Source organism: Rhodovastum atsumiense (genome assembly GCF_937425535.1).
In the GTDB taxonomy this organism is placed as follows: domain Bacteria; phylum Pseudomonadota; class Alphaproteobacteria; order Acetobacterales; family Acetobacteraceae; genus Rhodovastum; species Rhodovastum atsumiense.
On the sequence record NZ_OW485601.1, the window covers coordinates 6,467,035 to 6,482,810 of the forward strand.

Here is a 15,776-nt window from a genome sequence, read left to right on the forward strand (position 1 = left end):
CAACGTGTCCAGGGCGGTGTCAGCGCATTTCCTCGACGGGGGCGACCCCCATCACGGCAAGGCCGGACCGGATCGTAATGGCGGTCGCGGCCACCAGGGCCAGCCGCGCAAGCGTCTCGGCAGGCCGGTCGGGCTGCAGGAACCGCAGTGCAGCATCGTCCCGCCCCCGGTTCCACAGCATATGAAAATCAGCCGCTAGATCATAGAGAAAAAACGCAATCCTGTGCGGCTCGCGCGCCTGTGCGGCGCTTTCAACCAGGCGCGGCCAGCCGCCGAGCCGGCGAATCAGCGCCAGTTCCGCATCGGCGCCCAGGCTGTCCAGCGCCGCCTCGGCCAGCCTGTCCGGGGCGATCGCCGCTTCCCCCAGCATCTCGGTCGCGGCCCGCAGCACGCTGCGGCAGCGGGCATGCGCGTACTGGACGTAGAAGACCGGGTTCTCCCGCGTCTGCGCCACCGCCGTGTCGATGTCGAACTCGAACTGGGCGTCGGCCTTGCGCGTCAGCATGGTGAAGCGCACCGCGTCCGGCCCGACCTCGTCGAGCAGGTCGCGCAGCGTGATGAAGGTACCGGCACGCTTGCTCATGCGCAGCGGCTGCCCGCCCTTGAGCACGTGCACGATCTGGCACAGCACCACCTCGAAGGACGCGCCGCCGATCGCCTGCACGGCTGCGCGCATGCGCGGCAGGTAGCCGCCATGGTCGGCGCCGAGCACGTCGATCAGCACATCGGCGCCGGCCGCGATCTTCTGCGCATGATAGGCGATGTCGTTGGCGAAATAGGTGGCGCTGCCGTCGGACTTGCGCAGCGGCCGGTCGACGTCGTCGCCGAAATCGGAAGCACGGAACAGCGTCTGCTCGCGCGGCTCCCAGTCTTCCGGGGTCTTGCCCTTCGGCGGTTCCAGCACGCCTTCGTAGATCAGGCCGCGCGCGCGCAGTTCCGCGATCATGGCGTCGGCCGCGCCCGATTCCACCAGCTTGCGCTCGGAGGCGAAGACGTCGTGGCGCACGCCCAGCGCGGCAAGGTCGTCCCTGATCGTCTCCAGCATCATGCCCAGCGCGATGTCACGCACCGTCGCCAGCCACAGATCGGGGGCGGCGATGCGGGCCCCGGGGGCGGCGAGGCTGTCGCCGAACCGCGCCTTCAGCGCCTCGCCCACCGGGATCAGGTATTCGCCGCGATATTGCAGGCCGCCCGGCACCTCGTCGGAAAATTCCGCCTCCGACAACGGCGTGCCGAGCGCCTGCAGGTAGCGCCAGTAGGCTGCCCAGGCCAGCGCCGTCACCTGCCCGCCGGCATCGTTGACGTAGAATTCCTTGGTGACGGGATGGCCGACCTTGGCCAGCAGGTTGGCCAGCGCGTCGCCGACCACGGCGCCGCGGCAATGGCCGATATGCATCGGCCCGGTCGGATTGGCCGAGACGTATTCAACGTTGATGCGCACCGCCGTGCCGGCGGTGGAGTCGCCGTACGATTCGCCCGCGGCCAGGATGCGCGGCAGCAAGGCGCGCCAGGCCTCCGGCTGCAACTTCAGGTTGACGAACCCTGGCCCGGCCGCCGAGGCCGCCTCGATCAGGTCGTCGGCCTGCAGCGCCGCCACCAGCCCGGCCGCGATCTCCTGCGGCTTGCGGCGCGCCGCCTTGGCGGCGACCAGCGCGGCATTGGTGGCCATGTCGCCATGCGCGGCCTCGCGCGGCGGCGTCACCTCGACGCGCGCCGCCACCTCTTCCGGCAGATCGGGCACCTGCGCCTGCAACGCCTGCAACACGCGGGCGCGCACGTCCGCATAGATGTTCTGATCCATGACAATCCTAACTCAAGACTTGGTTCAGCCGGACACCGACAGGTCGGTCAGCCGCAGATGCTCGTCCCGCGCGTAACGGTCGGTCATGCCGGCAAGATAGTCGCACACCGTGGCCGCCGCCCGCGCCGTACCCGATTCGCCCGCCCGCGCCCGCCAGTCATCCGGCAGCAGGCCGGTATGGCCGTGCAGCAGCGCGAACACCTCGGCCACCACCCGGCGCGCCTTCGCGGTCATGCGGTTGACGCGCCAGTGGCGGTACATGCGGGCGAACAGGAATTCCTTGATCACCCGGTTGGCTTCCGCCATCGGCGCGGTGAAGGCCACCACCGGGGCACTGGCGCGGCGGATGTCATCGGCACTGGCCGGATCGAGCACCGCGACCCGGCGGGAGGTTTCGCCGACGACATCGGTGATCATGCGGTGGATCACCCGGCGGATGGTCTCGTGGCGCAGCCGCGGCGGGGGAACGTCCAGGCTGGCCCGCTCGGCTTCCGCCAGTGCCGGCCCCACCACCGGCAGATGCTGCAGGTCGGCCAGGGCAAAGAACCCGGCCCGCCAGCCGTCATCGAGGTCGTGGGCATGATAGGCGATGTCATCGGCCAGCGCCGCCACCTGTGCCTCGGCCGACGCATAGCCGTCCAGTTCCAGGGGATGCACCGCGTCGTACTCGGCGACGTAGGGCGACGGGTGATGCAGCGGCCCGTTGTGCTTGGCCAGGCCCTCCAGCGTCTCCCAGGTCAGGTTCAGACCGTCGAAAGCGGCGTAGCGGCTTTCCATCAGCGTGACCACGCGCAACGACTGGGCGTTGTGGTCGAAGCCGCCGAAGGGCTTCATCGCCGCCGCCAGGGCGTCCTCGCCGGCATGGCCGAAGGGCGGGTGGCCGAGGTCGTGCGCCAGCGCCAGCGCCTCGGTCAGGTCCTCGTCCAGCCCGAGCTGGCGGGCGATCGAGCGAGCAATTTGCGCCACCTCGATGCTGTGGGTCAGCCGGGTGCGGTAGAAATCGCCCTCGTGATTGACGAAGACCTGGGTCTTGTACTGCAGCTTGCGGAAGGCGCTGCTGTGGATGATCCGGTCGCGGTCGCGCTGCCAGGGGGTGCGCGTGGCGCTCTCGGGCTCCGGGTGCAGCCGGCCGCGGGAGCTCTCCTTCCGGACGGCCCAGGGAGCCGGGTCACGAGGGGGGGACATGGCGGGGGCTTATACCGGATCGCCGCGGTCTTCAAACCGCGCGACCCGGCACCATCTTGCGGTCATGGACAGTTTTCGCGTGACCGAGCGCGCCGCTGCGCGCATCGCCGAGATCGTCGCTGCCCAGGATTCCGGGCTGGCGATGCGTGTGGCCGTGCTGGCAGGCGGCTGCAACGGTTTCCAGTACAAATTCGACCTCGATCGGGCCGCCGCGGACGACGTGGTGGTGGAACAAGGCGGGGCACGGGTGGTAATCGACCCGGCCAGCCTGGATCTGCTGGCCGGGGCCGAACTGGACTACACCGACGAGTTGATGGGGTCGTATTTCGCCGTGCGCAACCCCAACGCCACGTCTTCCTGCGGCTGCGGCACCAGTTTTTCGATGGAGTGATCGCCAACGCCGCCATGCGCGCCCTTCGCCGGGGATCACCCCTGACGAAGGGCGTGAAACCGTCGTAAGACGGGCGCATGCGCGTCGCCACCTGGAACGTCAATTCCATCCGCACCCGCGAGGGTCATGTCCGCCGCTGGCTGGAACGCCGCCAGCCCGACATCCTGTTCCTGCAGGAGATCAAGTGCGAGACCCCCGTCTTCCCCACTGCCGCTTTCGAGCAGCTCGGCTACCGGGCGGATGTGGTCGGCCAGAAGGCCTATAACGGCGTGGCCGTGCTGGCGCGGGTGCCCTTCGAGGTGACGCATCGCCGCCTGCCGGGACTCGACGCGGAGGATGCGCAGGCGCGCTACATCGAGATCACCACGGATGGCGTGGCCATGGCGGGGATCTACCTGCCGAACGGCAATTCCGGCGGCCCGGAGGGCTTCGCCTACAAGCTGCGCTGGATGGAGGCGCTGCGCGCCCGCGCCGCCGCCCTGCTCGAGACCGACACGCCGTTGCTGATCGCCGGCGATTTCAATGTCTGCCCGACGGATGCGGATTTCGCGCGCGGGGCGCTCGGCCCCGATGATGCGCTGGTGCGTCCGGAAAGCCGGACGCGGTTCCGGGCCCTGCTGTGGACCGGGCTGATCGACGCCATCCGGGCGCTGCACCCGGAGGAGCCGGCCTACACGTTCTGGGACTACCAGGCCGGCGCCTGGCCGCGCGACCTGGGACTGCGCATCGACCATGTGCTGCTCTCCCCCACCCTCGCCGAGCGCCTGACCGCCGCCACGCCCGACCGGGCCGAGCGTGGCGAGGAGAAGGCGTCGGATCACGTACCGGTGCTGGTCGAACTGGCCTGAGGCTTGCAGCCGGTGCCGGCGCGGGCGGTCAACGCCAGTGCGGCGGCATCCAGACCCAGGCTCCGCCCCGCATCGCCCAATGGCCGGGTACCCATTGCGCCGGACGCGGCGGTGGCGGCACGTACTGGCCAGGCATCCAGACGTAACTGCCGCCATTCCAGATCCAATGGCCGGGACGCCAGACCATCCGCCCCGGCGGCGGCGGCGGCACCATTTCGGGACGCGGCGACGGAATCGGCGGATAACCGGGCCGGCCCGGCGGTGGATAGCCCGGCCCCGGATACCCCGACCCCGGATACCCCGGTGGCGCGTAAGGCTGGGCGTCGGCCAACCCGGCGCAACCCACCAGCATGAACAGTGCAACGACGCTTCCACGAAGCGGCGACATGGCAGCGACTCCTGTCGAGGCCGATTGGGAATCGCATGCAACTGCGGCAACGACAAGGCGAGGCGGAACAAGGCAGGAAACCGATGCCGAGCGTGGGTTGAGCCCGGCTCCTCCCCCGGCTCAGCTTTCCACCGCCCGGCGGTACAGGTGCCAGGTGGCATGGCCGAGCACCGGCAACACCACCGCGAGCCCGACCAGGAAGGGAATCGACCCGATCACCAGAAGCGCCGCCACGATCAGGCCCCATCCGGCCATCGTCACCGGATTGGCCCGCACCGCGGCGATCGAGGTTTGCACCGCAACCGATGCCTGCGCCCCGGCCCCGCCGGGGATGTCCCGATCGAGCAGCAGCGGGAACGACACCACCGTGAGCGCCAGCACCACGGCCGCGAACAGGAAACCAGCCACGTTGCCGAGCAGAAGCAGCATCCAGCCCTGCGCCGAGCCGAAGGCGATTCCCGGCAGATCCAGCACCGATCTCGCAGTGGCCGCGCCGACGGTCGCGTTCCACAATCCCTGGGCCACTTCCAGCCACACGACCATGATCGCCATCAGCACCGCGCCGAGCAGCAGGATCCCGCCGATATTGCGCGAGCGGACCACCCCGAACGCATCCCGCCAGGTGGACTCCCGTCCCTGCTCACGACGCCGGCTGAGCTCGTACACACCGAGCGCCGCCACGGGGCCGACCAGCGCGAAGCCGGCAACCAGCGGATAGATCAACGGCAACAGCGGATCCTCCAGTGCCATGCGGCCAAGCAGCAGGCCAGCCACCGGGTAGATGGCGCACAGGAAGATCACATGGGTCGGATTGGCCGTGAAATCGTCCCAGCCCCGCCGCAGCGCCAGGCGCAGATCGGCAAAGGTCAGGGTGCGGATCGCCGGCCGGCCGGTGACCGGCAGCGGGCGTGCAAAGGCGCTGTCTGACGTCATCTGGTCGTGCCTCCCGAACTATGCTCCCAGATGTATGCGACGGCCCTGCTTTGGCAGGGCATCGAGCGCTCACGAAGCAGTGGAATCGGGACGGCCATCCTTGGGGCGTTGCCCCAAACCCCACCAGGAGGCTTCGCCTCCTGGACCTCCACCAAGGGCTTTGCCCTTGGATCCCGCCGCGCAGCGAGACTGGGGTGCAGGGGCCTTGTGGCCCCTGCCGGGTCAAGGGCGGAGCCCTTGCCTTCCTTACGCCGCCGCCGCGGCCCGCCCGGCGCGCAGGTCGAGCCGCCGCCCGCCGAAGCTGTGCGCCGCCGAGGAATGGCTCGCCAGGATGACAGTACGGCCGATCGTCAGCCGCCGCAGGCTTTCCAGCACCTCGGCCTCGGTGGCGGGATCAAGATGCACGGTCGGTTCGTCGAGCAACAGCAACGGTGCGTTCTTGAGAAAGGCGCGCGCGATCGCCACGCGCTGCGCCTGCCCGCCCGACAGGCCGTAGCCGCCCTCGCCCACCACGGTGTCCAGCCCTTTCGGCAGGGTGGCGGCGAAGCTGTCGACCCGGGCGAGCCGGGCTGCTTCGTCGACCTCGGCATCGGTCGCCTCGGGGCGGGCGAAGCGAATGTTCTCGCGGATCGTGCCGGCGAACAGCATGGGGCGCTGGCCGATCCAGGCGGTCATGCGGGCGAGCGCCTGCGGCACCAGGGTGGAGACATCGGCGCCGTTGAAGGTCACCCGGCCGGATTGCGGGCGGACGAAGCCAAGCAGGATCTCCATCACCGTTGACTTGCCGGCCCCGGACGGGCCGGCGAGGACCAGGATCTCGCCGGCGGGAACCCGGAAGGACAGCCCGTCCAGCGCCGGGCCGCGCTGCTCGTCCCAGGTCAGCCGCACGTCCTCGAAGGCAACGGTCAGGCCGCGCGCCTCGACGGTGCGCACCGGCAGGTCGGGGGCGGGCTCCGGCGGCGGAGGCAGCGTCACCAATGCGTCGGCAGCGGCGCCGGCATGGAATTTTTCCTGGTAGGCGGCGGCGAAACCGCGCAGCGGCGCGAAGAACTCCGGCACCAGCAACAGCACGAACAGGGCCGTGCCGGGGTTGTCCAGCCGCCCTTCCATGAGCTGCGCGCCGTAGCGCAGCGCGATCAGGATCAGCGCCAGCGCCATGGCCAGGTCGAGCGCCACCGAGGACAGGAACGCCACCCGCAGCACCCGCATGGTGCGGCGGCGCAGTTCGTCGGCGGCGGCACCGAGCGCCACCGCCTCGTCGCCGGCGCGGCCATGCATGACGATGGTGGCGATGCCGCGCACGCGATCAAGGAAGCGCGCCTGCAAATGGCCCAGCGCGGCGAACTGGCGCTTGGCCGCGACCGCCGCGCCGATGCCCGACAGGGCCATGGCGAAGGGCACCAGCAGCCCCGCGCCGGCCAGCACCAGCGCCGCTTTCCAGTCGGCGATGGCAGCGACCAGCACGATCAGGACCGGGCCGGCGATGGCCAATGTCGCCGCGGGCATCCAACGCGCGAACAAGCCGTCCAGCGCCTCGATGCGATCCACCACCACGCTGGTGAGCTCGCCGGAATGACGCTCGCGCAGCAACGCCGGGCCGGCGGCCAGCAGGCGCGTCAGCGCATCGGTGCGCAGGCGGCGCCGCGCCGTGGCGCCGGCCTCGAAGGCCGCCCGCTCGGAGAGCAGGGTCAACCCCGCGCGCAGCACCGCGAACAGCGCGAATCCGGCCAGGGCGATCCAAGGTACAGGCGAGCTCGCCGGCGCCAGCGCCGTCTGCAGCGCCACGCCGGCGCAGGCCGCCTGCCCGGTCGCCAGGGCGATGCCGAGCAGGCCGAACGCCACCACCGGCAGCGCGGTGCGTCGCCCGACGCGGCTTTGCGCGCGCATCCAGGCCCGGGAAGCGGTCTTCGCATCGGTCATACCGCAGCCATGTAGCAGAGGCGGCGCCGATTGACAGTCCCGCCTCCGCGAACGAGCCTGCTCCGGTGGAAAAGGGGGGAGGCAGCACTGCGGAATTGGCGCGTCAGCGCGGCGGCGCACACGGGCCTATGAAAGCTGTCGGCAAGGCCTCGGGCCTCGGCGCGGCAGTGACGGTGGTGCTGATCGGGTTCAACCTCCGCCCCGCGCTCTCGAGCATCGGCCCGGTGCTGGACGAGATCATGCAGGGACTGCAGGTGTCGGCCGGCGCGGCGTCCGTGCTGACCACCGCGCCGGTGCTGTGCCTGGGCCTGTTCGGTCCGTTCGCGCCACTGCTGGCCCGGCGATTTGGCATCGAGGCCACCATCCTGCTGGCGCTGGCGATCGTCGCCCTGGGCACGGCGCTGCGCGGCGCCGGGTCCCTGGCACCGCTGCTGGGGGGATCGCTGCTGGCAGGCGCGGGCATCGCAATCGGCAACGTGCTGATGCCGGCGCTGCTCAAGCGCGACTTCCCGACACGGCTGCCACTGATGACCGGTGTACTCAGCATGGCGCTGTGCGTGGGCGCGGCCATCGCCGCCGGGGTGACCGCGCCGCTGCGGGTGGCCTTCGGCGGCGACTGGGCCGCCGCCCTGGCATCCTGGGCGGTGCCCGTGCTGCTGGCGATGGCGGTGGCCGGCCTGGTCTGGCGCCACCGGCTCGGCCGCGACGCTGCCGGCGGGCCAGCCCGGCTGCGACGGGTCGGCGGGCTGTGGCGGCAGCCGCTCGCCTGGCAGGTCACGCTGTTCATGGGGCTGCAATCGGCGCTGGCCTACAGCATGTTCGGCTGGCTCGCGCCGATCCTGCGCAGCCGCGGCGACGATGCGGTGACGGCGGGACTGGTGGTCTCCGTCTCGATCCTGGCACAGACCCTGGCCTCCCTGCCGACGCCGCTGCTGGCCGCGCGGCTGCGCCGGCAGAGCCTGCCCGCCGTGGCGCTGATGCTGCTCAGCACGGGCAGTTTCCTGGCGCTGCTGGCAGCACCGCTGGCCTGGCAATGGCTGCTGGCGATCAGCCTGGGCATCGGCATGGGGGGCGCGTTCGCGCTGGCGCTGTTGCTGATCGTGCAACGGGCGGGCGACGATCATGCCGCGGCGGCGCTGTCGGGCATGGCCCAGAGCGTGGGCTATTCGCTGGCAGCCGGCGGGCCGCTGGTGGTTGGCGTGCTGTATGACGCCATGGGCAACTGGTCAGGGGCCGGCGTGCTGTTCGGCGTGGTCGGGCTGGGCGGGGCGGTGGCGGGGGCGCTGGCCGGGCGTCCAAGGGTGGTGCATGCCCGCTGACCGGCTCGATGTTTCCATTACGTTCGAAACTTCATGGTTTGTTCAGGCATTTGTAAACAATACGCAATGTTCCTTAGCAGGAATTAGGAACAAAAATCAAACTATTCGTGAATAGTGGCTGATTTTCACGGATTTCCCAACAGTTTCGGGTGGAACGGAGAATGTTCCCGCCCCAGGGCAGCCGCGGCGCCTGCTGCTGCGGAGCGGCCATTCTTCAGGGAATTTTCATCCCCCCATGGCAGCCTTGGGGGATGCGAACGACGCGACGGATGCTGCTGGCATCGGCGCTGCTCCCGGTGATGCCACGGATGGGAATCGCCTCCGGCAACGACCCGGCGGAGGTAGAGATCGCCGGCTTGCGGGTCCCGGCCGCGCGTGCCCGGGTGTTGTGCCGTTTCCCGCTGGGCGGGGTCGAGGCCGCCTGTCTCGCTTTCGCGGCGGACCGGCCGGAAGCCATTCGTGACCTTCTGGCCGTCGCCGCCCCCGGCCGACTCGTGGCGTTGGAAACGCTGTCCTGGCGTGGCGAGGACGGCAGCCGGATGGCGACGCGGGTCAGCGCCGTCCCGGACGGCCGGCATTTACGTCTGGAGCGGACCCTCCGCATCCCCGCCGGCCGCGCCGTGCAACGTGAATCGTGGACCGACTACCTCGTCTGGCGCAACGACGCGCCGATGGAGGATGCCCCGGTCCGACCGGTGCTGCCGGGAACCTGGCAGGCGATGTTCAGCCTGCTGCGGGCCCGGACCCGCACGATGCTGGTACAAGGGGGGCTGGTGCAGGGAGGGCTGGCGCAGGCGGGCGGCCTGTCGGGACGACTGGTCGCCGCCTGCCCCGCCCCCGAATTCCGCCCGTGCCGCAGCCCGGGCGCCGCGCGCCTATGCCCCGGCCTGTAGCGCGCGACGGGCGATGCCGGCGAGCGTGGTGGCGGCCACGGGCAGAATGGCATCGTTGAAGTCGTAGGCGGGATTGTGCAGTTCGCGGCCATTGTCGGACGGACCGTTGCCGATCCACAGGAAGGCCCCGGGGCGCTGCTTCAGGAACAGGCCGAAATCCTCCCCCGTCATCGCCGGCGGCAGGTCACGCCGGAGCGGGAAACCGGCCTCGCGCACCACCGCGGCGGCGATCTCGACCTCGGCGGGGTGATTGACCGTGGCCTCGATCCCCGGCGGGCAGTCGAGCGTCGCCTGCATGCCGAAGGTCGCCGCGATGCCGTTCACCACCCGCGCGATCGCCGCATCCACCTGCGCCCGCACATGCGGGCGGAAGGTGCGGATGGTGCCGTTCATGTTCACGCGCGAGGGGATCTGGTTGGCCGCATTGCCGCCATCCACCGTGCAGATCGACACCACCGCCGATTCCAGCGGATCGATGTTGCGCGAAACCACGGATTGCAGCGCCACCACCAGATGCCCGGCCGCCAGCATCGGATCGCGCGCGAGGTGCGGCATGCCCGCATGGCCGGCATGGCCTTCCAACGTGATGCCCAACCGCGCCGCCCCGGCCATCACCGGGCCGTCATGCACCGCCACCGTGCCGGCGGGCAGGCCCGGCCAGTTGTGGTAGGCGAACACGCGCTCCATCGGAAAACGCTGCAGCAGGCCGTCATCCAGCATCCCCTGCGCGCCGCCATAGCCTTCCTCGGCCGGCTGGAACACCAGTTGCACGGTACCGGTCCAGTCGGGATCGCGCAGCAGCAGCGCGGCGGCCCCGAGCAGGCTCACGGTATGGCCATCATGGCCGCAGGCATGCATGACGCCAGGACAGGTCGAGGCATAGGGCACGCCGGTCGCCTCGGTGACCGGCAGGGCGTCCATGTCGGCGCGCAGGCCGACGCTGCGATTCGAACTGCCGCGGCTGAGCGTGGCGACCACGCCATGGCCGCCGATCCCGGCAACATAGGGAATGCCCAGTTCATCGAGCCGGGCGCAAACGAAGGCCGAGGTTGCCTTCTCGTGCTGAGATAATTCGGGATGGGCATGAAGATGCCGGCGCCACCCGGCAAGCGTTTCGGCGAGCATGTCGTCCATCGCGCCAGCTTCCCATCGGCCCGGGGAAAAGACCAGAACCGATCGGATGCCACGGTGATCGGACGCAAGGCAGATCAAACGCATCACCACGATTACGATTTAGGAATAACGGATGAACTCGCTTTAAGTTTGTCAAACCGGCCCGCGATCCGGCAGGCTCGCGCGTCGTGTCCTGCACGGGTTGCGCCAGTGGTGTCCCCCCTTCTGCCGTTCCTCCACCGCGGCAATCGCCGTGGTGTTCCAACAGCCTGCGGTGAATGGTCGCTGGCCCGGCCGGCGCTGCTGCTGGTGCTGCTGTCGGTCTGCGCCGGTTGCAGCGGCGGCGGCTACGCCCGCTGGGATGGCCGCCGCGGCTACGACGGCAACGGTGATTATGGCTACGACCTCACCGCATCCCGCGCCGAGGCCCGCAGCTATCGCTCCCGCGCGGCGGTCAGCTACCCGGTGCCAGGCACGCGCGACGATCCCTGGGGCCCCTATATCCGCGAGGCCGCCACGCGTTTCGCCGTGCCGGAACGCTGGATCCGGGAAGTCATGCGGCAGGAAAGCAGTTTCCGGCTGTATGAATCGGATGGCTCGCTGATCACCTCGTCGGCCGGGGCGATGGGGTTGATGCAGGTCATGCCCGGCACCTACGACATGCTGCGGCGCCGCTATGGGCTCGGCAGCGACCCCTATGAGCCGCGCGACAACATCCTGGCGGGCACCGCCTATATCCGCGAGATGTACGACCGTTACGGCGCCCCCGCCTTCCTGGCCGCCTACAATGCCGGCCCCGAGCGGGTCGAGTCCTATCTGGCGGGCAGCGGATGGCTGCCGGACGAGACGGTGAACTATCTCTCCCGGGTGGCGCCGCGCCTGGGAACCGAGGTGGCGATGACGGGCCCGCTGGCCGCCTATGCCGGCGGGGCCACGGTGGCGACGGCATCGACGCGCCGACGGAACGGTGGCACCGATGCGGACCGCGCCTATGCGGGCGGCGGCATGGTCGGGCAGCAATATGCCACCCTGTCACCCGATCCGGACCGTGCCTATGCAGGGGGCGGCGTGGTCGGGCAGCAATACGGTGCCTTCGCCCAGCCGGCCGCCATCGACGACGATCCGGCCAGCCGCGCCTTCGATGGCGGCGGCCTGGTCACCCGCGACGCGCCGACGGGGGTGTTGACGGCACCGGGGGGATGGCAAGGCGTGGCCACGGACCGGCCCCCCAGCCGGATCTACGAAAGCGCCTCGCTCGCGGCACCGGCCGTCCCGCAGGAGAGCATGCGGCCGCCGGCGCAACCGATGGCCATGCTGATGCCGGTCGCGGCAGCGGCGACGCGGCCGGGCGGCTGGGGGATCCAGGTCGGCGCCTATCCCGATGCGACCAATTCCCGCGCCGCGCTCGCGGCCGCGCGCGCCCGCGGCGGCACCATGCTGGCTGGCGCGCAACCCAGCATCACGGTGGTGGAACGGGGCGGCACGCTGTACCGCGCCCGGCTGCTGGGCCTGTCGGCCGAGGACGCCAGCACGGCCTGCGCGCGATTGCTGCGCGCAGGCATGGATTGCTTCACGGTGCCGCCGGGATCGTAGCCGGCCGGCGCTACAGCCCGGCCAGCGCCAGCAATTCCCGGACATGGGCGTGCGACGCCTCGAACGCCGTCTGCTCCTGCGGCGTGAAGCGGCAGGCGACGATGCGCTGCACCCCGCTGCGGCCGACCACGCAGGGCACGCTCATCACCGCCCCGTCGACGCCGTACTCGCCTTGCAGCAGCGTGCCCACCGGCAGCACCGAGCGCTCGTTGCCGCTGATCGCGCGGATGATCCGGAACACGCTGGCGGCGATGCCGTGATTGGTGTTGCCCTTGCCGGCGAAGATGTCGAGCCCGATCTGCAGCACGCTCTGGCGCACCGCCATGCGGTCGAGCGGCGGCAACCCGTTCAGCTCGCAATAGGCATCGACATCGAGCCCGCAGACATTGCACAGGCTCCAGGGGATGAATCCCGTGTGGCTGTGATCGCCGAGCACGTAGCCGAAGATGTTCTTCGGATCGATGCCGACATGGTCGCTGACGATGCGCATGAAGCGCGCCGTGTCGATGATCGTGCCCAGGCTGATCAGCCGCGACTTGGGATAGGCGGAATGCCGCAACGCCACCTGGGTCATCACGTCGACCGGATTGGTGACCATCAGCACGATGGCATCCGGCGATGCCGCCTCGACCCGCGCGATGATGTCGCGGATGACACGGGTGTTGATCCCGACCAGGGAATCGCGGGTCTCGCCCTGCTTCAACTGGGCGCCGGCGGTGATCACCACGATGTCGCTGCCCGCGGTGTCGGCGTAGTCACCGGCGATCAGACGCGGATTCCTGGCATAGATGAACGACGTGGTATGGGCGAAATCCCAGATCTCGGCCTGAGCCTTGGCCTGCACCTGATCGACCGCCACGATCTCGCTGGCCACGGAGCTGTTCAGCAAATGGGCGACCACTTCGGTGCCGACCGCGCCCATGCCGATCACGGAAATTTTCATCTGCGAGTCCGTTGCTGGTTCGATATCGCAATAATGACCGGCCGCGACGGCCCTCGTCACCGGCAAACGGTCAACCTGGCACCGATATGGGCATTGCGGCGCCACAATGAACCGCCCGCCGCATCATCGCCGCGGTGGGGCACCGGACCAGGCGACGCGGCGGGCCAGGCGCGGTTCAGCCGCGCCGGGATTCCGTGGCGACGGGGGGCTGCAGGGCGAACAGGGTCTCCCAGACCTCGTGATAGATCTGCTCGCGCGCATAGCCCATGCGCATCGCCACCTCGCCCTTGAAATTGGTGTAATCGATATCCATCGTGATCCGGCCGACCGCGCCGGCGAGATCCTCCTTGGGGACGCGCGCCCGGCAGCCGTAATCACGCTCCGGGGTCTCGACGATCTCCCCAAGGGTGGGCAGGTATCGCAGCCGCAGCGCCTCAAGGTCGCCGCGGACGCGCGCCCGTACGGTGACCATGCCCGTCCCGCGGTCCTCTCCTTTCTCGACGATGCTGAAGAAGCCGAAGGTGGTGAACAGCCACATGATTGGTCGCGCCTCCCGGGCAGCCGGCGTTGGTTGAGGTCCGGCCGACCGTCGCAGCCATATAGCATCGCCGCGAGCGATGCGGACGGGTGTTCACCCTTTCATGGACCGCATCGCATCGCTACCTGTGCTGCATGCGTCGCATCCTCCGTATCGGCCGGGCATTGCTCGGGGTGGTCGTCGTACTGGTGCTGCTGGCGGGGATCGGACTCGCCGGCGCGCTGTGGCTCACCTTGCCGGGAGGCGACCTGCGGGCCGACCTCCCCGGCCTCGCCGCCCCGGTGGAGGTGGTGATCGATCCCGACGGCATTCCCCGGGTGCGCGCCGGCTCGGAAACCGATGTCGCGGCGGCGCTGGGCTTCCTGCACGCGCGCGAGCGCATGGCGCAGATGGACCTGATGCGGCGGGCGGCCTCGGGCGAGCTCGCCGCCCTGGCCGGCCCGGCGGTGCTGCCGATGGACCGCATGACCCGCACCCTCGGCCTGCGCCGGCGTGCCCATGCCGACCTCGCCGCCCTGCCCGCCGACACCCGGGCGATGCTGGAAGCCTATGCCAACGGGGTGAATGCCTGGATCGGCCTGCGGGGACGCTTCGCGGCGCCGGAATTCCTGCTTACCGGCGCGCCGGCGCCCTGGACGGCGGTGGACAGCCTGCTCTGGGGCAAGACCATGTCGCTCTGGCTGTCCGGCAACTGGCGGACCGAGCTGGCCCGGCTGGCACTGGCGGAGAAGCTGCCGCCGGCGAGCCTCGCGGCGCTGTGGCCGGGCCCGCCGCTGCAGCAGCAGGCGGAGGCTTCCCCCGGGCTCGGCGAAGCGGCGACCCGACTCGCGGCGGTGCTGCCGGCCTTCCCCGCCCCGTTCACCCTGCCGCAGACGGCGAGCAATGCCTGGGCGGTCGATGCGGGGCGCAGCGCCACCGGGGCGCCGCTGCTGGCGGGGGATCCGCATCTGGGCTTCGGGCTGCCCGGCATCTGGTACCTGGCCCGGCTGGAAACGCCGACGGGAACGCTGTCCGGCGCCACCGCGCCCGGGGTGCCGTTCGTGGTGATCGGCCAGAACGACCGGATCGCCTGGAGCTTCACCACCACCGGCGCCGATACCCAGGACCTGTTCATCGAGACCCCGGCCGGTCCGGAGAGCTATCTGACGCCCGAGGGCCCCCGCCCCTACGAGGTCCGCGAGGAGCATATCCAGGTCCGCGGCGGCCCCGACGAGGTGCTGAGTGTGCGCGAGACCCGGCACGGGCCGGTGATCAGCGACCTGGTCGGGCCGACGGGCGCGGTGCTGGCCCTGGCGGCCGCCAATCTCGCCCCCGGCGACACCGCGGCGGCGGGGCTGCTGGCGCTCAACCGGGCGCGAAGCGTCGCCGATGCCGGCGCGGCAGCAGCGGCGATCACCTCCCCCGTCCAGAACCTGATGGTGGCGGACCGGCAGGGAATCGGGCTGTTCGTGACCGGGCGGGTGCCGCTGCGCCGCGCCGGCGACGGCGCCCGGCCGGTGCCCGGCGCGGAGGGCCACTACGACTGGGCCGGCTTCGCCAGCGGGGCGCAGTTGCCGCATCAGGTGGCCCCGGCAGCCGGATGGCTGGCCAACGCCAACGAGCGAATCGCACCCGCCGACTTCCCGGTCTTCCTCGGCCGGGACTGGTTCGACGACGCGCGTGCCCGGCGCATCCAGGCGTTGCTGGACCAGGGGGACACACGGACGCAGGCCGATCTGGCGGCCATGCAGGTGGACACGGTCGATCTGGTGGCGCGCGACCTGCTGCCGCGGTTGCGCGCGGTGGCCGTCCCGGACGGGCTGCCCCGGGCGGCGCTGGCGCTGCTGGCCGAATGGGACGGGCAGACCCGGCTGAACCTGCCGCAACCGTTGATCTTCAATGCCTGGATGCGGCAACTCAATGCCGCGATCC

At 70.4% G+C, this 15,776-nt stretch carries 14 protein-coding genes; 6 read left to right on the plus strand and 8 right to left on the minus strand.

Annotated features, from left to right (window positions below):
- Nucleotides 1-19: 19 nt before the first annotated feature.
- Nucleotides 20-1,801 (minus strand): arginine--tRNA ligase, encoded by a 1,782-nt coding sequence (argS, locus tag NBY65_RS29040; RefSeq protein WP_150045489.1) that lies wholly within the window; start codon nucleotides 1,799-1,801, stop codon nucleotides 20-22.
- 24 nt (nucleotides 1,802-1,825) lie between these two features.
- Complete coding sequence (locus NBY65_RS29045; protein WP_150045490.1) at nucleotides 1,826-2,986, minus strand: deoxyguanosinetriphosphate triphosphohydrolase; 1,161 nt, start codon at nucleotides 2,984-2,986, stop codon at nucleotides 1,826-1,828.
- Between the two features lie 64 nt (nucleotides 2,987-3,050).
- Here NBY65_RS29045 and NBY65_RS29050 point away from each other — a divergent pair, with 64 nt between their 5' ends.
- Complete coding sequence (locus NBY65_RS29050) at nucleotides 3,051-3,377, plus strand: HesB/IscA family protein (RefSeq protein ID WP_150045491.1); 327 nt, start codon at nucleotides 3,051-3,053, stop codon at nucleotides 3,375-3,377.
- A 77-nt stretch (nucleotides 3,378-3,454) separates the two neighbouring features.
- On the plus strand, nucleotides 3,455-4,225 hold the full coding sequence (gene xth / locus NBY65_RS29055) for an exodeoxyribonuclease III (protein WP_150045492.1): 771 nt from the start codon (nucleotides 3,455-3,457) through the stop codon (nucleotides 4,223-4,225).
- A gap of 28 nt (nucleotides 4,226-4,253) precedes the next feature.
- On the opposite strand, the gene NBY65_RS29060 is transcribed toward xth, so the two are convergent.
- The 3 genes from NBY65_RS29060 to cydD form a co-directional block, all read right to left on the minus strand.
- Nucleotides 4,254-4,613, minus strand: coding sequence for a YXWGXW repeat-containing protein (locus NBY65_RS29060; RefSeq protein ID WP_150045494.1), 360 nt, complete (start codon nucleotides 4,611-4,613; stop codon nucleotides 4,254-4,256).
- A gap of 120 nt (nucleotides 4,614-4,733) precedes the next feature.
- Complete coding sequence (locus NBY65_RS29065) at nucleotides 4,734-5,546, minus strand: DUF2189 domain-containing protein (protein ID WP_150045493.1); 813 nt, start codon at nucleotides 5,544-5,546, stop codon at nucleotides 4,734-4,736.
- Between the two features lie 246 nt (nucleotides 5,547-5,792).
- Nucleotides 5,793-7,466, minus strand: a complete 1,674-nt coding sequence (gene cydD, locus NBY65_RS29070; protein ID WP_150043771.1) for a thiol reductant ABC exporter subunit CydD — start codon at nucleotides 7,464-7,466, stop codon at nucleotides 5,793-5,795.
- 128 nt (nucleotides 7,467-7,594) lie between these two features.
- Between cydD and NBY65_RS29075 the strand changes: the two genes are divergently transcribed.
- Together NBY65_RS29075 and NBY65_RS29080 are read left to right on the plus strand one after the other, a co-directional pair.
- Nucleotides 7,595-8,785 (plus strand): CynX/NimT family MFS transporter, encoded by a 1,191-nt coding sequence (locus tag NBY65_RS29075; protein WP_150043773.1) that lies wholly within the window; start codon nucleotides 7,595-7,597, stop codon nucleotides 8,783-8,785.
- Nucleotides 8,786-9,036: 251 nt separating this feature from the next.
- On the plus strand, nucleotides 9,037-9,678 hold the full coding sequence (locus NBY65_RS29080) for a hypothetical protein (RefSeq protein WP_150043775.1): 642 nt from the start codon (nucleotides 9,037-9,039) through the stop codon (nucleotides 9,676-9,678).
- On the opposite strand, the gene NBY65_RS29085 is transcribed toward NBY65_RS29080, so the two are convergent.
- On the minus strand, nucleotides 9,661-10,812 hold the full coding sequence (locus NBY65_RS29085; protein ID WP_150043776.1) for an amidohydrolase: 1,152 nt from the start codon (nucleotides 10,810-10,812) through the stop codon (nucleotides 9,661-9,663). The two genes, NBY65_RS29080 and NBY65_RS29085, sit on opposite strands and share 18 nt — an antisense overlap.
- Nucleotides 10,813-11,004: 192 nt before the next feature.
- Here NBY65_RS29085 and NBY65_RS29090 point away from each other — a divergent pair, with 192 nt between their 5' ends.
- Nucleotides 11,005-12,384, plus strand: coding sequence for a transglycosylase SLT domain-containing protein (locus tag NBY65_RS29090; protein ID WP_162530790.1), 1,380 nt, complete (start codon nucleotides 11,005-11,007; stop codon nucleotides 12,382-12,384).
- A 10-nt stretch (nucleotides 12,385-12,394) separates the two neighbouring features.
- Here the strand turns inward: NBY65_RS29090 and NBY65_RS29095 are convergent, their stop codons facing one another.
- Complete coding sequence (locus tag NBY65_RS29095) at nucleotides 12,395-13,327, minus strand: lactate/malate family dehydrogenase (RefSeq protein ID WP_203330655.1); 933 nt, start codon at nucleotides 13,325-13,327, stop codon at nucleotides 12,395-12,397.
- A gap of 175 nt (nucleotides 13,328-13,502) precedes the next feature.
- On the minus strand, nucleotides 13,503-13,865 hold the full coding sequence (locus tag NBY65_RS29100; protein ID WP_150043780.1) for a hypothetical protein: 363 nt from the start codon (nucleotides 13,863-13,865) through the stop codon (nucleotides 13,503-13,505).
- Between the two features lie 134 nt (nucleotides 13,866-13,999).
- On the opposite strand from NBY65_RS29100, the gene NBY65_RS29105 reads away from it, so the two are divergent.
- The coding region (locus NBY65_RS29105) for a penicillin acylase family protein (RefSeq protein ID WP_250265751.1) at nucleotides 14,000-15,776 on the plus strand (1,777 nt) is incomplete at its 3' end.